The following is an 18,237-nucleotide window of genomic DNA, read 5'->3' as shown; positions in this document are numbered from 1 at the left end:
CCATGCACATAAAAAAATCTGCTACCTTGGAATCATATACAACTGCCAAGGGATGGATATGATCATGATTTCCCAGCCGGGATGGCGAACATGCGTGGATTTATGAGATGGATGCCATTTTAGAAACATTATTTCGGTATATCAAGCCGCTGTCATGGATGGTATGGGTTGCATCGATATAATGCATCATTTTGCGTTTTTTACTCTAATTTTGCCATATTATCAGAAAAATAAGGTAGTCTGTATGCGACTACCTTTTTATGGAGTTTTTCCTTTATTGTTGTTCATTTTGCTTTTTTTCTAATTCGAGCAATTTTTGCACTAAAATATGCTGAGGCATATGCATAATTTGTTCGAGCGGCATCCCAAGCGCTTTCGCTAATTTTTGCGCCGTTTCCAAGGAAATTTGCAGCGGTCTCATTTTATCACCTCGCTTGCTGATAAAAACAGTATAGCAATTTTTTCGTTTTCCCGCATATATTTTTATGATCGCTTTTGCATGAGGTTCGAGAGAAGGGAGTTAACAAAACGCATGACGAAAATTTTCGCGCACCGCGGTTCCGCTGGCACCCATCCGGAAAATACAATGATCGCCTTTTGGGAAGCGGAGCGGGCCGGGGCGGACGGGATTGAATTGGACGTGCAGCTGAGCAAAGACGGACAAATTGTTGTCATTCATGACGAAACGATCGACCGGACGACAGATGGGACTGGCTGGGTAAAAGATTTTACGTACCGCGAATTACAACAATTTAACGCTGCGTATAAATTTGCCGATCAATATGATGTTTGCCGCATCCCTCTGCTCGAGGAAGTGCTGGCATGGATTCGCTCGACACCGTTGCTGTTGAATATTGAACTAAAAAACGGTTTCATTGCGTATGAAACATTGGAGCAAAAAGTCATCGATATGATTCAGCGCTATCAATTGGAAGAACGTACCGTTTTATCGTCTTTTAACCATAATAGCATGGTGTTTTGCCGCCATCTTGCGCCAAATATAGAGACAGCGATATTATATATGGAGCCTTTATACGATCCTTGGAAATACGTTCGAGCGATCGGGGCAGACGGGCTCCATCCTTATCACCGGACAGTGTCAGAACCGTTTGTTCGCCAAGCCCGCAATCACCGAGTGGCGGTGCGTCCGTTTACGATTAATAAAGAGCCGCTGATGCAAAAAATGTTCCGATACGGAGTGGATGCCATTTTTACGGATTATCCGCTTAAGGCGAAAAAAGTGCGCCAAAACAAAAAAACGCCCTGAAAAATAAATTAGGGCGCTTTTTTCTTTTTTTGAAACCGCGGCTGGACTTTGTTTCGTTTCCGGTCACGATGCAAAATAAATCCCCCGATAAATGCCAAGCCAGCTGCAAACAAAAGAAAACCGCCTAAAAATTGCAGTGAAAGGGACGGAAATGGGGAATGCAAAATGCCGAATAACGTGTCACGCATCCATTTAATGCCTAATGCGGCGAACAAGCCGGGAATGACTAACATGAGAAGAGCAATGATTCGCAGCATCACGATCGAATTCCTTTCGCTTAAAAAGTCGCTTCATGAACCATCATAACGGTTTGGCACCATTTGTCAAGCAAAGAAAAAACAATTATGATAAAAGTGTCTGCAAAAACTTGCACAATAAAAAGAGCGGTGAAACTAAGATGAAAAAGGTATTGATTGTTGGCGCTGGAAATGGAGGAACGGCGTTATTAAAGCTATTGGATAAAACAGCCATGTTTCAAATTATCGCCGTGGCGGATATTGATGAAAATGCTCCCGGCATAAAAGTGGCGAAAGAAAAAAACATTCCAACCGGAACGGACTGGCGTGCTTTCATAAACGAAGAATTGGACCTTATTATTGAAGCAACGGGAAAGCAAGGAGTGCTGGAGGAGATCCGCAAACGATGTGCCGCAAATACGATCGTCGTTCCGGGAACAGTTGCGCAGATGATGGCCGAGCTTGTCAAAGAAAAAGAAATGCTGATTGCGAAACTGAAAAGCGAAACAGCGCGGCGCGACTTAATTTTGAATTCTGCGCATGACGGCATGATTGTCGTTGATGAATTTGCCTGCATTACAGATATTAATAATAGCGCCGCGGAAATGATGGAAGTGGATAAAGAGGAAGTCATCGGAAAACATATTTTAGAAGTTATTCCGGCAAGCGGATTGCCACGAGTGTTAGCAACGAAACAAACCGAAGTTCATCAAGAATTAAAATTAGAAAATGGCAAAAAAATTATTACAACACGGATTCCAATGATGGATGAAACAGGAAAGCTGATCGGCGCGCTAGCTGTTTTTAAAGATGTTACAGAACTTGTGAAGTTAGCGGAAGAAATTACGGATTTAAAAGAAATGCGCATGATGCTTGAGGCGATTATCCATTCTTCGGAAGAAGCGATTTCGGTTGTTGATGAGCATGGCAATGGCATTTTCATCAATCCCGCTTATACGCGCCTCACCGGTCTGTCGGAAGAAGAAGTCATCGGCAAACCGGCAACTGCTGATATCGCTGAAGGAGAAAGCGTGCATATGCAGGTGCTGAAGACGCGCCGGCCCATTCGCGGCGTGCGCATGAAAGTTGGCCCGAAAAAACGCGATGTGGTGGTGAATGTGGCGCCAATCATCGTTGACGGCGTATTAAAAGGAAGCGTCGGCGTAATTCATGATGTTTCGGAAATCCAACGGCTCACCAATGAATTGAATCGGGCCAGACACATTATCCGCACGCTGGAGGCGAAATATTCATTTGCCGATATTATTGGGACGTCGGAGGAAATAACGGTAGCGATCGAGCAAGCAAAATTGGCGGCAAAAACGCCGGCAACGATTTTGCTTCGCGGCGAATCTGGCACAGGGAAAGAATTGTTTGCCCATGCGATTCATAACGCGAGTGACCGGAAATATAACAAATTTATCCGCGTGAATTGTGCAGCCATTTCTGAAACTCTACTAGAAAGCGAATTATTTGGTTACGAAGAAGGAGCGTTTTCTGGGGCGAAAAGGGGAGGAAAGCGAGGGTTATTTGAAGAAGCAAATAATGGAAGTATTTTCCTTGATGAAATTGGCGAACTTTCCGCCAATACGCAGGCAAAGCTGCTTCGTGTGCTGCAAGAAGGGGAAATCGTCCGCGTCGGCGGCACAAAGCCGATTCCCATTAACGTCCGCGTTATTGCGGCGACAAATGTTAACTTAGAAAAAGCGATTGTGGAAGGAACGTTTCGTGAAGACTTATACTACCGGTTAAACCGTATGCCGATTTATATTCCTCCGTTGCGGGCGAGAAAAGAGGATATCCCCGCCCTGTGCCAGCATTTAATTCAAAAGCTTAACCAAGATTACGGGCGCAATGTCGAAGGGGTGACGCCGGCTGCGCTTGATTATTTATTGTCTTACGATTGGCCGGGAAATGTCCGCGAATTAGAAAATATATTGGGACGAGCGATGATTTTTATGAAGTTTAACGAAGTGGTGATCGATGTTCATCATATTCCGCCGCTGGATATTTCGAGAGAAGCTCCATCTCTTCATAAATATGAGAAGGAGCTGGAAATCCGCCCTCTTCACGAGATGATGGAGCAATACGAAGCGGAAATCATCGAACAAGCGCTGCGGAAATATAACAACAACAAAACGGCGGCGGCACGTGCGCTCGGTATTTCGATTCGCAATTTGTATTACAAGCTGGAGAAATACGGAATTGCCAAAAAAAGCACGCAATAATTTGCGTGCTATGCAAATTATTGCATGAATAGAATGGAAAATAAAGTGTTTTCATTGTTTTTTTGTTGGCATGATTTTTGCATCTTTAATAAAGTGCCTCCACAAATTCCATGAAGAGGTTGGTGCATAAGATGAAGCTGCAATCGTTGATCGATCGCACAACGAAATCCCAAAATATGACGGTAGCTGTTGCGGCAGCGGAGGATGAAGAAGTCATCGATGCGGTGGCAATGGCGCTTGATCGCCATTTCGGGAAATTTGTGTTGTATGGAGATAGGGAACAAATTTTGCAACTGTTAAAGCAAAAAAATTATGCAAATTCGGACAACATACAAATCGTCCACGCCAATTCTGCCGTACAAGCGGCTGAGCTTGCGGTCAGAGCGGTTCATTCAAATGAAGCGGGCGTGCTGATGAAAGGAAATGTCCCGACCGCTGCGCTTTTAAAAGCGGTGTTAAACAAAGAATATGGTTTGCGCATAGGGAAAGTGCTTTCCCATGTCGCGGTATTTGAAATCCCCGGCTACGACCGGCTCATCATTGTGACAGATGCCGCGATGAACGTTTCACCAGATTTAGAGCAAAAAGCGCAAATTATTGCGAATGCGGTTGCGGTGGCCCATGCGATTGGCATTGAAACGCCAAAAGTGGCACCGCTTGCGGCGGTGGAAATCGTGAACCCATCCATGCCGGCAACTGTCGATGCCGCGGCATTGGCGATGATGCAAAAGCGCGGGCAAATAAAGGGATGTGTTATTGACGGCCCGCTCGCGCTTGATAACGCTGTTTCGCCCAAGGCAGCCAAACATAAGCGGATTGATAGCGAAGTCGCAGGAAAAGCAGATATTTTGCTCGTTCCGGACATTGAAGCGGGGAACATGCTGTATAAATCGCTCGTTTATTTTGCAAACGCAAAAGTCGGTGCAATCATCGCTGGGGCAAAAGCGCCGATTGTCCTTACGTCGCGCGCCGATTCCGCAGAAAGCAAGCTTTACTCATTAGCCCTTGCTGTTTGTTCCGCATCGAAATAAAAGAATGTTGAGGAGGAAGTCACCATGGAACTTTTTAAGTATATGGAACAATATGATTATGAACAATTGCTATTTTGCCAAGATAAAGAATCAGGGCTCAAAGCGATTATCGCGATTCATGATACGACGCTCGGACCGGCGTTAGGCGGCACGCGCATGTGGATGTATGAATCAGAAGAAGCAGCAATTGAAGACGCGCTTCGTTTAGCGCGCGGCATGACTTACAAAAACGCCGCAGCCGGGCTGAATCTTGGCGGAGGAAAAGCCGTCATTATCGGCGACCCGCGCAAAGACAAAAATGAAGCGATGTTCCGCGCGTTTGGCCGCTTTATCCAAGGGTTAAACGGCCGCTATATAACGGCGGAAGATGTCGGCACGACGGTCGAAGACATGGATATTATTTATCAAGAAACCGATTATGTCACAGGAATTTCTCCGGAATTCGGCTCATCGGGGAATCCGTCTCCGGCGACCGCCTATGGCGTTTACCGCGGCATGAAAGCGGCGGTAAAAGAAGCATTTGGCAGCGATTCACTCGAAGGAAAAGTCGTTGCTGTGCAAGGCGTCGGAAGCGTCGCGTACCACTTATGCCGCCATCTTCATGAAGAAGGGGCAAAACTGATCGTTACCGACATCAATAAAGAAGCGGTGCAGCGGGCGATCGAAGAGTTTGGCGCAAAAGCAGTGGACCCGAACGATATTTACAGCGTCGATTGTGACGTTTTTGCTCCTTGTGCGCTCGGCGGCATCATCAATGATGAAACGATTCCGCAATTAAAAGCGAAGGTCATTGCCGGTTCGGCGAATAACCAGCTCAAGGAACCGAGACATGGCGATATCATTCATGAACTGGGAATCGTTTACGCGCCGGATTACGTGATTAACGCGGGCGGCGTCATTAACATCGCCGATGAATTGCACGGGTACAACCGCGAGCGTGCGATGAAAAAAATCGAACAAATTTATGATAATATTAAGAAAATATTTGTGATTGCCAAACGTGATGGCATCCCGGCGTATCAAGCGGCAGACCGTCTCGCGGAAGAACGGATTAAAACATTGAGAAAGTCCCGCAGCCAATTTTTGCAAAATGGCCACCATATTTTAAGCCGCCGTCGCGGTCGTTAAAAGAAATTTGCTGGAAGCGGAACTCTTTTCCGCTTCTGCAGCCAGAATGGAGGTAACAATCGTTGCAGGAGCAGAAGTTTCGGATTTTAACGATCAATCCTGGATCAACTTCGACAAAAATCGGTGTGTTTGATAATGAACGCCCCATTTTGGAAAAAACGATCCGCCATGACTTAGAAACGTTGCAGCAATATCCATCGGTTACCGCGCAATATGCATTTCGTAAACAGACGATTTTAGATGCGTTGGACGAAGAAGGGCTCGATCTTTCCAAATTAAGCGCTGTCTGCGGTCGCGGCGGCTTGTTGCGCCCGATTGAAGGAGGAACGTACCGCGTCAATAAGCAGATGATCGAGGATTTGCAAAAAGGCTATTCCGGCCAGCACGCTTCCAATCTTGGCGGCATTTTAGCCTATGAAATTGCTTCCGCTTTAAATATTCCCGCGTTTATTGTCGATCCTGTCGTTGTCGATGAACTTGAACCAATTGCCCGCATTTCCGGATTTGCACTCATTGAGCGAAGAAGCATTTTCCACGCGTTAAACCAAAAGGCGGTGGCGCGCCGCGTCGCCAAACAGCTTGGGCGGCGCTATGAAGAAGTAAACTTGATCGTTGCCCATATGGGAGGCGGAATCACCGTTGGCGCCCATAAAAAAGGAAGAGTGGTGGATGTAAATAACGGGTTGGACGGGGAAGGGCCGTTTGGCCCGGAGCGGGCTGGCACGGTTCCCGCGGGAGATCTTGTTTCGCTATGTTTCTCAGGAGAATATTACCGCGATGAAATAATGAACATGCTGGTCGGAAAAGGCGGGCTCGTTGGTTATCTCGGCACGAATGATGCGGTAAAAGTTGAAAAAATGATCGAAGCGGGAGATGAAAAGGCAAAGCTTGTTTATAGCGCTATGGCGTATCAAGTAGCAAAAGAAATTGGCGCGGCAAGCGCCGTATTGGCAGGAAATGTCGATGCGATCATTTTGACAGGCGGGCTTGCATACGGAAAGCAGTTTGTGAAAGAAATTATTGATCGAGTTGACTGGATTGCCGATGTGATCGTTCACCCCGGAGAAAATGAACTGCAGGCGCTTGCCGAAGGCGCGCTGCGTGTCTTGCGCGGAGAGGAAAAAGAGAAAGTATATCCGAGCGGAACATTCGCGACAGCGACCGTTTTGTAAAAGAAAGGAGAAACGTTATGGCAAAAAAGTATGACCTCGTCATATTGGGCGGCGGCACAGGCGGCTATGTTGCTGCGATCCGCGCCTCGCAATTAGGGTGGAAAACAGCGGTTGTCGAAAAGGGCAAATTAGGCGGGACTTGTCTTCATGCCGGCTGCATCCCAAGCAAGGCGCTGCTGCGCAGTGCCGAAGTATACGCACAAACGAAAAATAGCGAAGCGTTCGGCGTCATTGCGGGCGATGTGCGCCTCGATTTTGCGAAGGTGCAAGCGCGCAAGTCTGCCATTGTTGAACAATTGCATAAAGGTGTTCAGCACTTGATGAAAAAAGGAAAGATTGACGTATACGCAGGCTTCGGCCGCATCTTAGGCCCGTCCATTTTCTCGCCGCTGCCGGGGACGATTTCCGTCGAAATGAATGACGGGACAGAGAATGAAATGCTTGTACCGAAAAATGTCATTATTGCGACGGGTTCGCGCCCGCGGACGCTGCCAGGGCTGGAGATTGACGGAGAGTTTGTGATAACGTCGGATGAAGCATTGCAAATGGAAGCGCTTCCTTCTTCCATTATCATCGTCGGCGCCGGTGCCATTGGCATCGAATGGGCATCGATGCTGAATGATTTTGGTGTCGATGTCACGGTATTGGAATATGCGGATCGCATTTTGCCGACAGAAGATCATGATGTTTCCAAAGAAGTGGAAAAGCTTTTAAAACGCCGCGGCATTACGATTGTCACAGGGGCAACAGTCTTGCCGGAAACATTGGAAAAAGGAAATGGTGTGACGATTAAAGCGGAACATAACGGAGAACAAAAGACGTTTACCGCGGAAAAAATGCTTGTTTCCGTCGGTCGCCAAGCAAACATTGAAGGAATCGGCCTGGAAAATACAGATATTGTTATAGAAAATGGAGTAATTCAAACGAACGGGTTTTACCAAACGAACGAGACGCATATTTATGCGATTGGCGATGTAATCGGCGGGCTGCAATTGGCGCATGTTGCGGCACATGAAGGAATCGCGGCTGTCGAGCATATCGCCGGCCAAAATCCGCCGCCAATCGACTATACAATGATTCCGAAATGTGTCTACAGCCGTCCGGAAGTTGCCAGTGTCGGCTTGACGGAAGAAGAAGCGAAGGCAAAAGGATATGACATAAAAGTCGGGAAATTCCCGTTTAAAGCGATCGGCAAGGCGCTCGTGTTTGGCGAAACGGAAGGGTTCGTGAAAATCGTCGCTGATCGAAAAACGAACGATTTGCTTGGCGTTCATATGGTCGGCCCGCATGTCACCGATATGATTTCCGAGGCGGAGCTCGCGCGCGTATTAGATGCGACGCCATGGGAGGTCGCACATGCGATCCATCCGCATCCGACGCTGTCCGAGGCGATGGCGGAAGCGGCGCTTGCTGTTGATGGAAACGCGATTCATTTTTAAGCAAATAAAAGGAGGTTGTTTCGATGGCGGAAAATCGCCACCAAGCGCTTGGCTTAAGCGATGAGACGGTATTGCAAATGTATGAAACGATGTTGCTGGCTCGCAAAATCGATGAGCGCTTGTGGTTATTAAACCGTGCCGGAAAAATTCCGTTTGTTATCTCTTGCCAAGGGCAAGAAGCGGCGCAAGTCGGCGCGGCGTTTGCCCTTGATCGCACGAAAGATTACGTGCTGCCTTACTACCGCGATATGGGTGTTGTGCTAACATTTGGCATGACGCCGAAAGAGTTAATGCTATCTGCGTTTGCGAAAGCGGAAGATCCTAGCTCCGGCGGACGGCAGATGCCGGGGCATTTCGGGAAAAAGAAAAACCGCATCGTCACCGGGTCGTCTCCAGTAACGACACAAGTGCCGCATGCGGTTGGCATCGCGCTGGCGGCGAAAATGGAAAAGAAAGATTTTGTCGCATTTGTCACATTTGGCGAAGGGTCATCGAACCAAGGCGATTTCCACGAAGGAGCTAATTTTGCCGGCGTTCATAAGCTTCCTGTTATTTTTATGTGCGAAAATAACAAATACGCGATTTCCGTGCCAATTTCCAAACAATTAGCGTGCGAAAAAGTATCGGACCGCGCTATCGGTTACGGCATGCCAGGCTATACAGTGGATGGCAATGACCCGCTTGAAGTGTACAAAGTTGTCAAAGAAGCCGCCGACCGTGCCCGCCGCGGCGAAGGGCCGACATTGATTGAAACAGTTTCCTACCGCTTAACTTCACATTCTTCCGACGACGATCAACGCGCATACCGTTCCGAAGAAGAGCTTGCTGAAGCGCGCGCCAAAGACCCGGTTCTTTTGTTTGCAAACTATTTAAAAGAAACTGGCGTGTTGACAGATGAACAAGAAAAAGAAATTCATGATCGCGTCATGAAACAGGTGGATGAAGCGACCGACTACGCCGAAAAGGCGCCGTATGCGGAACCGGAACATGCCTTAAAGTATGTATACGCGGAAAAGTGAGGAGGAAGAGACAATGCCAGTGATTTCTTATATAGACGCTGTGACGATGGCGATTCGCGAGGAAATGGAACGAGACCCGCGCGTCTTCGTGTTAGGAGAAGACGTTGGCAAAAAAGGCGGGGTATTTAAAGCGACGCAAGGATTGTATGAACAATTCGGCGAAGACCGCGTCATCGACACCCCGCTGTCGGAATCGGCGATCGTTGGCGTCGGAATTGGCGCGGCGATGTACGGATTGCGCCCGATTGCGGAAATTCAATTCGCTGATTTTATCATGCCGGCAGTCAACCAAATTATTTCGGAAGCGGCGCGTATTCGCTACCGTTCAAACAATGACTGGAACTGCCCGCTTGTCATCCGCGCTCCTTACGGCGGCGGTATCCACGGCGCATTATATCATTCACAATCAGTGGAAGCGATTTTTGCGAACCAGCCAGGTTTAAAAATCGTCATGCCATCGACGCCATATGATGTCAAAGGGCTGCTTAAAGCGGCGATTCGCGATGAAGACCCGGTTCTTTTCTTTGAACATAAGCGCGCGTATCGTTTAATTAAAGGCGAAGTGCCGGAAGACGATTACGTATTGCCGATCGGCAAAGCCGACGTTAAACGCGAAGGTGACGATATTACTGTGATTACGTATGGGCTGTGCGTGCATTTCGCTCTCGAAGCGGCAGAACGCGTCGCGCAAGACGGCATTTCCGCGCACATTGTTGATTTGCGCACCGTGTACCCGCTTGATAAGGAAGCGATTATTGAAGCGGCAAGCAAAACGGGAAAAGTGCTGCTTATTACGGAAGATAACAAAGAAGGAAGCGTGATAAGCGAAGTGGCGGCGATTATCGCTGAGCATTGCTTGTTTGATTTAGACGCGCCTATTATGCGCCTTGCCGGGCCGGATGTTCCGGCGATGCCATATGCGCCGACGATGGAAAAATTTTTTATGGTCAACCCGGATAAAGTGGAAAAAGCGATGCGCGAGTTAGCGGCATTTTAAAGATGGTTGTTTTCATTTTCTCCAGCTATGCCATTTGTCAAACATAGCTTTTACTTGAGGGATAGGAGGTCATAACGTGGCAATCGAACCAATTACGATGCCTCAGCTAGGTGAAAGTGTCACTGAAGGCACGATTAGCAAATGGCTCGTATCTGTCGGTGACAAAGTTAATAAATACGATCCTATTGCCGAAGTGATAACAGATAAAGTGAGCGCAGAAATCCCTTCATCATTTGCAGGTGTGATCAAAGAAATTATCGCAAGTGAAGGCGAAACGCTGCCAGTAGGAGCGGTCATTTGCATGATCGAAGCGGAAACGCTGGATCAAGAAGCGCAAATAATAGAAGAAAAACAAGAAGAAGCCGGTCAAGCGGAAGCACCGGTGCCGAACAAGCAAACAAAAGCCAAAGGGCGCTACTCGCCGGCGGTATTGCGCCTGGCCCAAGAATATAATATTGATCTCTCGCAAATTCAAGGAACAGGGCTGGGAGGGAGGATTACGCGCAAAGATTTGTTAAAACTGATCGAGTCCGGAAACATCCCGGAAGCGGAGGCGCAGCAAGCCGCTTTGTCCCAGACTCGGAATGCACCGCAGCCGGCATTAGCGCAAGAAGCGCAAAAAACGGAACAAGCAGCTGTTTTCAAGCAGCCGGCGGCGCCAAACATTCCTGTTCATGCGGGAGATGTCGAAATTCCGGTCACACCGGTGCGCAGGGCGATTGCCGCGAACATGCTCCGCAGCAAGCATGAAGCGCCGCACGCTTGGATGATGGTCGAAGCCGATGTGACGAATTTAGTGGCATACCGCGATGCGATAAAAGATGAATTTCGAAAACGCGAAGGCTTCAATTTAACGTATTTTGCCTTTTTTGTCAAAGCGGCCGCGCAAGCGTTGAAAGAATTCCCGCAGCTTAACTCGATGTGGGCGGGAGATAAAATCGTGCAAAAAAAGGATATCCATATTTCGATCGCGGTCGCGGCGGACGATGCGTTATTCGTGCCTGTCATTAAACATGCCGACGAAAAATCGATAAAAGGTATCGCCCGCGAAATCGCTGAATTGGCGGCAAAAGCGCGTGCCGGCAAGCTCCGTCCGGAAGATATGCAAGGCGGCACGTTCACCGTTAACAACACCGGATCATTCGGATCGGTGCAATCGATGGGCATCATCAATTATCCGCAAGCAGCGATTTTGCAAGTCGAATCGATCGTCAAGCGCCCGGTTATCAAAGACGGGATGATCGCCATCCGCGACATGGTCAACTTATGTTTATCGCTTGACCATCGCGTGTTGGACGGCCTTATTTGCGGCCGCTTCCTCGCGCGTGTGAAAGAAATCTTGGAAAACGTGTCAAAAGACAATACGCCGATTTATTAATGGCACCCCCGCCGTTATTTCGTATACGGCGGGGGTGTTATGATGTGAATATATTCCGCAAATCGATCGTTAATTCAGGAAAAACAAAAGACCTGAATCCGTGATAAAAACGCGTTCAAACTGCTGAGAAAGCTTGATAAATCAACAAATATCACACTTTTTGCTTTTCACTCAATAAGTGAACATCCGAAACTGGGCTAAACCCTTGATATGATTATGTTTTACGGTGCTTTTGATGAGCTGCTGTCACGGATTCAGGTAAACTCGTTTTGAAAAAATAGGTATTTTTCGTAATGAAATTTGCGGAAAATACGGATGCTTTTTGTAAATGATTTTGGTATAGTGAAGGCGAAACTGGCCGGTTAAATGAAAATTAGTCTTTAAGGTGGGACCTTTCCCATGTCTTGGATTCATGTCCAGTCTAAAACAATGCATAAACTGTTGCGGAAAGTGATGACGTTGGCTGGCGTACTGGTGCTTGCAATCACTGCTTTTAGCTTGGTAAATCCGAATCAAGCAGCAGCATGGTTGCATCCGGGACCAACCACTCAATATCCAACTGAGGGGGGAAATGGACATACGGTTTCTGGAATGCCATGGTTCGCTCCTGCTACTATCATCCAGATTCATGCCACGGTTCAACAGTTGTATACAACGGCGAACAACTGCGCAGTGTTGATACTCCACCGGGAAAAACATCTGCTGCGGAAAAGGGAGCCCTCAATTTTCCATGGTCTGATGATGCCTATTACTATAGAATATGCAAATAGCCAATCTGTTTAAACCTTTCCACCCCTTCCCGATGGGACGGGGTATCTCTTTTCGTTGCGGATGATTGATCAAGGAAGGAATGAGGTCCGTGCATAAGAGAATTGTTGTCGCTGTTTCAGCCGTGCAGTTTGCCCTTTTAGCCCTAGTGGCGGTCATCATTTCCGATATACACGACCGCTTTTTTCCGGAACAGTTGGGAGTGAAAGCCAAGGTGACATTGGATTTCAGCCAATCCGGCCTGTCCGATGAGGAGGCCTTTCGACAGCTTGGATCCATCAGCGACCGATTAGGGCTGGGGCTGATGAAGGTGGCCCCGGATTTGCGAAGGGATCAGTCAGGCCAAGTCTTTGTTAAAGTGGGAGCGCACGGCTCTTTTCCGAAGCAAATCCAGCGTTTCGGCAATCAACCTGACGCCGAAATTCGCGACAACGGGGCGCTAGCTCATTCATTCGCCAATGGCGACTATTTGGTGACTGGAAAAACGGATCGCATTGCCGAGTTTAAAGATTGGCTGACGTCACGCCGGGTTGATCAGCAATGGAACGAAGAAACGCTCATCACCATTTTTCAGTTTCTCACTCTGCAGAGCGATTTCGGCGTGACGCTGCTCGCCGTTTCCGCGCTGATGGTGTCACTGGCCTTGTATTGGCTGGCGGTCAAGGCAAGGGGGCGAGCGCTGCGCGTGTTGGCCGGTGTGGCGGCGTGGCGCATTCAATGCGAGGACTTCATCCGTTTTCTCATGGCGATGGTTTCCGCTGCCGCGCTGTTGGATGTGTTGGCCTTCGCTTACGTGGGCTTCGCTTATGGTTGGGGCTTTGTGCCTTATTATGCTAAGGTGTTGCTTTTGGCCGAATGGATCGTCATCTTCCTGACTATGGCCTGCACCTTGGCTCTCTCGGCCGCCTCATGGCCAAGCCCTGCGATGTTGGCGATGCGGGAGCCGGCCGTCAAAAGTTTGGCGAAAAGTTCGGCGGTTCTGAAAATCGCCACGTTCGCCCTCGTTCTCGCCACAGTCGCGCCGGCCTTCGCCGCATATACGGAAGCAAGAAAAACGGCACAGGAACAGGCCACGTGGAAATCGTTGGCCGATCAGGCCGTCTTCGTGTTCCCGTCCCGTCCGGGAAAAGCGGGGGGAGCGGAAAGCGAGAAAATGTTCCAGAAGCTTCAGCCTTTTGTCGGCGACATGGTGCGGGAAGCGGAGGCGGCGGATCAGGTGGCGCTATCTCTCGCGTGGACGGAAGAGTACTTCTCCGTCGATGGATTCCGGATCGCTCCCTATCGTTACATCATCATGGTCAATCAGCGGTGGCTTGATCTTGTGCTAGGGAGAGAGAAAAAACGGCTGTCTTTCGTTCCGCTTTCGCCGGAGCAAATCCCACCAGATGCCAAAAAGGTGCTGGAAGCATCATTTTCATTGTATGTACGAAATCCGCAACAAGCGGTGAACATATGGAACCAAGTGAAGATATATCGCTTAGCTGGATTGCAAACACTCCCTTTTGTCCGGTTCGGTGGGCAGCTTGATTTCGCGAAGCCCAATGAAGTGATTCTCCTTCTTGTACCGAATGTGCACGCGATGTTTAATGACAACTTCCTGATTTCTGTCGCCTCATCGTCTGAACTTAGCTTCACCGGGTTAGAGGCGGCGCAAAAGCTCGTGTCCGAGCGTGGCTTGCAGAACAACATCCGCGTCAATTACATGGCCGAAGAAGGAATTTTGCGCGCGCAGCTTTTCGCTTATTTTGCTTGGCTGCGAGCCGGATCGCTTTCTGCGCTCATTGTGGCCTTGGCTATTGCCGCCATCATCAGCGCCTTCATTGCTGCGGTGTTGAAAGCGAAGCGCGATTTTCCGCTCCGTCTCGGCGGAGCATCTTGGTGGATGAGCCTAAGAGGGCGAATAGCGAAGGAATGGCTTATTGGAGGTGCATTGACGGTCTTGATTATGGCGCTTCAAGGCTCGGATGGCTGGATGGCAGTCGCCCTAGCGGGGGCGATGGCGCTGTTGGCGCTGCCGCTTGTACATATAGGGGCGGCAAGCTGGGTGTTTGCGAAAGTCAGCCTGCGCCAGCTGTAGAAAAAAGCAAGGAGGAATGTGGTGCGATGCGGATCGAAGCGGATCAAGTGACAATGGTACTAAATGGGCGGACGATTATGGAACGAGAAAGTTTAGTCTGCGTGCCGGGGGCGATGACTGCGCTTGTCGGCCCAAGCGGCGCCGGCAAAACGACGCTTCTTCATTTGCTTGGACTGCTTTTGCGGCCGACCGGCGGGCGCGTGCTGGCCAACGGCGCCGACACAACCGCTTGGGGAGCGCGGCAGCGCCGCCTTTTCTGGAAAAACTATGCGGCGTTTATCCTGCAAGATTACGGGATTATGGAGGAAGAGTCTGTCGCTTTCAATGTCACGATGACATCTAGCCTGTTCCGTTCCAAAGTGGTGGGCGATGAGAAGCGGTTGAAAGCGGTGCTCATGGAAACAGGATTGGGCGGAAGGGAACAAGAATTGGCCGCCCGCTTAAGCGGCGGCGAAAAGCGGCGCCTAGCGATTGCGCGCGCACTCTATAAGGATGCGCAAGTCATTTTGGCCGATGAACCGACTGCTTCCCTTGATGACGCCAACGGCGAACGTGTCATTGAACTGCTTGCATCGCTGGCGCGGCAAGGAAGGACTGTCATCGTGGCCACCCATGACGACAAGATGATGCGCGCTGCTGATGTCCAGCACTCGCTAGCGCGTTTTTCGGATGCTCCAGAGGGAAGGGGAGAATAAAATTGCCAAAACAAAGAAGAACATGGTGGTGGGCGGCCTTGTTGGTGGCCGTCTTAGCCGGGGGATTCTTGATCGCCGGAGCTGGCGTCGGCCTTTCGTTCATCCCGTTCCCGGGCAAACAAGAGTTTGCGCGCCCTTCTTGCGGAAAACTGCCGAGCAAGTCAGCGGTCGAAGAAGCGCTGGCCAACCACCGGGATCTTGTCGCCCGCTTGGAAAAGGTGGGCGAAGGCGTTAACGTGGAGGTCGCGACACCGTGCGGAGAGGATACAAACCAAGCGGTCATCCGCATCTCCTACAAAACGAAAGCAGAACGTGATGGCATTTCCTCCATTTTAGCCGATCAAGGGTTTGGAACAGCGGTGGAATTGGTGAAACGGTGAGATCCGTCATACCTGCGGAGCTAGTTGGGCCCTCGGGTTCAACTAGCCAAAGACCACAACACAAGCCAATGATGTCTGCCCTTTTTGCCGTGGCTGCGGGGCTTCGCTCGAAGCCGTCCCTGCCCGGCGGACAGTGAAACACCAAGTGTTTGATATCCCTGTCATCAAAGTCGAGGTCGCTCAACACGAGGCGGAAGTGAAATCATGCCCCTGCTGCGGACGGCTCGAACAGGCGGAATTTCCACCAGACGTCACGCACCATGTCCAATACGGCAGCGCATCCGTGCGTTGGTCGCCTACTTCCATACGGTGCAGCTCCTTCTTTCTGCCCGGCTTGTTCAGTTGCTCGAGGAATGGTTGGACGCTCCCATCAGTGAGGGAAGCATCTACAATATCGTTCAAGAATCGGCCGCCCGGCTCGAGGCGCTGCGGGAACCCATCAAGAGAAGCTGTTGGCTTCCCCGATTTTGCACGCCGATGAAACGAGCCTCTCCGTCCAAGGAAAACGGCATTGGCTCCATGTGGCCGGCACATCGGAAGCCACGTGGCTGTTTTGCCATCCCAAACGGGGGCGGGAAGCGATGGAGGCCATCGGTCTTCTCCCCGGTATCGGGGAACCATCATGCACGATGCATGGGCGCCATATTTTCTGTTCACCGAGGCGGAACACGCCCTGTGCAACGCCCACTTGCTTCGCGAGCTGCGGGCCTTGCACAAAGTGCATCATCAGGGCTGGGCGAGACGCTTAAGCGACCTGTTGCTCGAGATGAACCGGCTCGTCAACGAAGCTGGCGGAGCGCTCACCGACGCGCAAGCCCGGGTGCTCGAAGCGGAATGGGACCGCCTTGTCCAACAAGCCGCTTTGTGGGCGCATTTGCGGCTCCACAACGGATCCGAAACGGCGGCCAAGGAAACCAGAAGGCTCCTTCGCCGTCTGCGGGAACGGAAAACGGAGATCCTTCGATTTTTGCGGGAACCGCATGTGCCGTTTAACAACAACTTGGCCGAACGGGACTTGCGCATGGCGAAAACGAAGGAGAAGATTTCCGGCACGTTCCGTTCCGAAGCGGGCGTTGAGGCCTTTTGCCTGATGCGGAGTGTTCTGTCCACCATCCAAAAACAGAAGAAGCCGGTGGCCGAAACGATGGTCGAGCTGCTTCAGGGAAACACTGAGGCCTTGTTTGCCTAAAATCTCGGTTGTCCGCGGTAGCGTCAAAAGTTCTATGAAAAGTGATCGCGAGCCACCTTTTTAAGGAAAATGAAGGGAATATGAGGTCGGATTCGCCCTTGACCAACACTCGCCAAAGGAGAGAAGAGGTCAGTAAGGGCAAGGGCAGGAAAAAAGCATAGGAAAGCAGCCCTTGCCCATTCCTGATTTTACCTTTGGCGAGGTTCGGATGGTCAAGGATTCGCTCCGCCGAATCCGTTCCCGTTAGGCAGCTTGTTGTTGGAGAAAGCTTGAGCCATGGCAATGAGCTTGCCCCAGCGTGCAGGCATATGTGGAAGGCTACCTAACTCAAGGATAACGACTGGAACTCGGTTTTCGAGTGCACCATGTGGACGCAAGAAGTTAAAATACGCACAAACAAAGTGACAAACGAAACAGAACCTTCTTCCGCGCCGAAGCCATGGGTCGGTCGATAGTTGCCTTTAAATGTTCGGTTAAACCGTTCGATGATCTGTTTGAGTGGACGGAACTCTTCCGATACAGGATCGTCATTAGTAAGACCAATCACTTGGCGGGCATCAAAACGAATGCCTTGTTAATACATTTCTTTTGGCAAACTTGCTATTCACTAATCCATATATTTCAATTGTTTGATGAGCAGGGTCTACAATCCAATACTCTTGGACTCCGAACCGTTCATACAGATAAAATTTTTCATTGCGGTCTTTAAAAGCGGTAGAAGGAGAAAGAACTTCAATGACGAGCGTAGGTGCCCCTTTTACTCCTTTTTCCTCGATCTGCTCTGGGTGACAGAATACCGAAATGTCAGGCTGTACGACCGTATCGGGATTTTCATCGTCTTCGCTTGCGCTGAGGAGAATATCGAGCGGAGAAATAAAGACTTTGGCACATTCCGTTGGACAAAAAGGAACGCATGGCGAAATATAGCTCTCCTACTATGCGCTGGTGCTCGGTGGAAGGAGCAGGAGTCATGTTATAAGGAATTCCGTTGATTAGTTCCCATCTTCCATCCCATTCGATATAGTCTTTATACGTGTAACGTTTTTTAGCTTCGTGGCTTTTTATGACTTAGTCACTCCATATTTGCTGTTTTTTAATCAAGTTCGCGAAATTGTGTAAAAACAAAATTCTCCCGTAATCCAAGCCTATTGTACTGGCAATAGAATTTTACACAATAATTTGGACTTGACCCTGTTTTTTCATTGTAACATATTTTTACAACACAATTTTATA

The 18,237-nt window shown here is 49.4% G+C and carries 20 protein-coding genes and 1 pseudogene; 15 read left to right on the top strand and 6 right to left on the bottom strand.

Annotated features, from left to right (window positions below; genetic code table 11):
• Nucleotides 1-274 precede the first annotated feature (274 nt).
• Nucleotides 275-421: a YycC family protein gene (locus AOT13_RS19180; protein ID WP_013400422.1), complete on the bottom strand. Its 147-nt coding sequence runs from the start codon at nt 419-421 to the stop codon at nt 275-277.
• A 111-nt stretch (nt 422-532) separates the two neighbouring features.
• Between AOT13_RS19180 and AOT13_RS16395 the strand changes: the two genes are divergently transcribed.
• Nucleotides 533-1,267, top strand: coding sequence for a glycerophosphodiester phosphodiesterase (locus AOT13_RS16395; RefSeq protein ID WP_003249288.1), 735 nt, complete (start codon nt 533-535; stop codon nt 1,265-1,267).
• An 8-nt stretch (nt 1,268-1,275) separates the two neighbouring features.
• On the opposite strand, the gene AOT13_RS16390 is transcribed toward AOT13_RS16395, so the two are convergent.
• A complete protein-coding gene (locus AOT13_RS16390) occupies nt 1,276-1,524 on the bottom strand; it encodes a DUF2627 domain-containing protein (RefSeq protein WP_003249290.1) in 249 nt (82 codons plus the stop codon).
• Nucleotides 1,525-1,664: 140 nt separating this feature from the next.
• On the opposite strand from AOT13_RS16390, the gene AOT13_RS16385 reads away from it, so the two are divergent.
• The 12 genes from AOT13_RS16385 to AOT13_RS16330 all read left to right on the top strand — a co-directional run bounded on the left by AOT13_RS16385 (nt 1,665) and on the right by AOT13_RS16330 (nt 15,815).
• The gene (locus tag AOT13_RS16385; protein WP_042384171.1) at nt 1,665-3,731 is read left to right on the top strand and encodes a sigma 54-interacting transcriptional regulator; all 2,067 of its coding nucleotides are present in this window, start codon (nt 1,665-1,667) and stop codon (nt 3,729-3,731) included.
• Between the two features lie 131 nt (nt 3,732-3,862).
• Entirely contained in the window at nt 3,863-4,762 is a 900-nt protein-coding gene (yqiS, locus tag AOT13_RS16380; protein WP_013400424.1) for a phosphate butyryltransferase, read from the top strand.
• Nucleotides 4,763-4,786: 24 nt separating this feature from the next.
• Nucleotides 4,787-5,890: a branched-chain amino acid dehydrogenase gene (gene bcd / locus AOT13_RS16375; RefSeq protein ID WP_013400425.1), complete on the top strand. Its 1,104-nt coding sequence runs from the start codon at nt 4,787-4,789 to the stop codon at nt 5,888-5,890.
• 62 nt (nt 5,891-5,952) lie between these two features.
• Nucleotides 5,953-7,062 carry a butyrate kinase gene (buk, locus tag AOT13_RS16370; RefSeq protein WP_003249298.1) on the top strand — a complete coding sequence of 370 codons (1,110 nt, stop codon included), beginning with the start codon at nt 5,953-5,955 and terminating at the stop codon, nt 7,060-7,062.
• Between the two features lie 17 nt (nt 7,063-7,079).
• Nucleotides 7,080-8,501: a dihydrolipoyl dehydrogenase gene (gene lpdA / locus AOT13_RS16365; protein ID WP_042384170.1), complete on the top strand. Its 1,422-nt coding sequence runs from the start codon at nt 7,080-7,082 to the stop codon at nt 8,499-8,501.
• Between the two features lie 23 nt (nt 8,502-8,524).
• Entirely contained in the window at nt 8,525-9,520 is a 996-nt protein-coding gene (locus AOT13_RS16360) for a thiamine pyrophosphate-dependent dehydrogenase E1 component subunit alpha (protein WP_042384169.1), read from the top strand.
• 13 nt (nt 9,521-9,533) lie between these two features.
• Nucleotides 9,534-10,517: an alpha-ketoacid dehydrogenase subunit beta gene (locus tag AOT13_RS16355; RefSeq protein ID WP_003249303.1), complete on the top strand. Its 984-nt coding sequence runs from the start codon at nt 9,534-9,536 to the stop codon at nt 10,515-10,517.
• A gap of 76 nt (nt 10,518-10,593) precedes the next feature.
• Nucleotides 10,594-11,895: a dihydrolipoamide acetyltransferase family protein gene (locus AOT13_RS16350; protein ID WP_042384167.1), complete on the top strand. Its 1,302-nt coding sequence runs from the start codon at nt 10,594-10,596 to the stop codon at nt 11,893-11,895.
• Between the two features lie 399 nt (nt 11,896-12,294).
• Nucleotides 12,295-12,678 (top strand): hypothetical protein, encoded by a 384-nt coding sequence (locus tag AOT13_RS21510; RefSeq protein ID WP_427909985.1) that lies wholly within the window; start codon nt 12,295-12,297, stop codon nt 12,676-12,678.
• A 67-nt stretch (nt 12,679-12,745) separates the two neighbouring features.
• The gene (locus tag AOT13_RS16340; RefSeq protein WP_232511539.1) at nt 12,746-14,740 is read left to right on the top strand and encodes a hypothetical protein; all 1,995 of its coding nucleotides are present in this window, start codon (nt 12,746-12,748) and stop codon (nt 14,738-14,740) included.
• A gap of 26 nt (nt 14,741-14,766) precedes the next feature.
• Complete coding sequence (locus tag AOT13_RS16335; protein ID WP_003249312.1) at nt 14,767-15,435, top strand: ABC transporter ATP-binding protein; 669 nt, start codon at nt 14,767-14,769, stop codon at nt 15,433-15,435.
• A 2-nt stretch (nt 15,436-15,437) separates the two neighbouring features.
• Nucleotides 15,438-15,815 (top strand): hypothetical protein, encoded by a 378-nt coding sequence (locus tag AOT13_RS16330; RefSeq protein WP_013400432.1) that lies wholly within the window; start codon nt 15,438-15,440, stop codon nt 15,813-15,815.
• A gap of 180 nt (nt 15,816-15,995) precedes the next feature.
• On the opposite strand, the gene AOT13_RS21145 is transcribed toward AOT13_RS16330, so the two are convergent.
• Nucleotides 15,996-16,349: a hypothetical protein gene (locus AOT13_RS21145; protein ID WP_232511612.1), complete on the bottom strand. Its 354-nt coding sequence runs from the start codon at nt 16,347-16,349 to the stop codon at nt 15,996-15,998.
• On the opposite strand from AOT13_RS21145, the gene AOT13_RS21505 reads away from it, so the two are divergent.
• Nucleotides 16,268-16,564, top strand: coding sequence for an IS66 family transposase (locus AOT13_RS21505; protein ID WP_072000113.1), 297 nt, complete (start codon nt 16,268-16,270; stop codon nt 16,562-16,564). The genes AOT13_RS21145 and AOT13_RS21505 overlap by 82 nt on opposite strands.
• Entirely contained in the window at nt 16,465-17,004 is a 540-nt protein-coding gene (locus tag AOT13_RS16325; RefSeq protein WP_418304035.1) for an IS66 family transposase, read from the top strand. The genes AOT13_RS21505 and AOT13_RS16325 overlap by 100 nt, the downstream gene beginning before the upstream one ends.
• Nucleotides 17,005-17,216: 212 nt before the next feature.
• Here AOT13_RS16325 and AOT13_RS21140 read toward each other — a convergent pair.
• The 3 genes and pseudogenes from AOT13_RS21140 to AOT13_RS21495 form a co-directional block, all read right to left on the bottom strand.
• A pseudogene (locus AOT13_RS21140) lies at nt 17,217-17,575 on the bottom strand (hypothetical protein); the annotation flags it as partial.
• Nucleotides 17,562-17,864 (bottom strand): Uma2 family endonuclease, encoded by a 303-nt coding sequence (locus tag AOT13_RS21500; RefSeq protein ID WP_376700120.1) that lies wholly within the window; start codon nt 17,862-17,864, stop codon nt 17,562-17,564. The gene AOT13_RS21500 and the pseudogene AOT13_RS21140, both read right to left, overlap by 14 nt.
• On the bottom strand, nt 17,836-17,976 hold the full coding sequence (locus AOT13_RS21495; RefSeq protein WP_237565166.1) for a hypothetical protein: 141 nt from the start codon (nt 17,974-17,976) through the stop codon (nt 17,836-17,838). Before AOT13_RS21495 ends, AOT13_RS21500 begins: the two co-directional genes overlap by 29 nt.
• Nucleotides 17,977-18,237: the final 261 nt, after the last annotated feature.

The organism is Parageobacillus thermoglucosidasius, assembly GCF_001295365.1.
Taxonomy (GTDB): Bacteria; Bacillota; Bacilli; order Bacillales; family Anoxybacillaceae; genus Parageobacillus; species Parageobacillus thermoglucosidasius.
The sequence above is the reverse complement of the archived record's forward strand: the minus strand, read 5'-3'. Positions and strand labels throughout refer to the sequence as shown.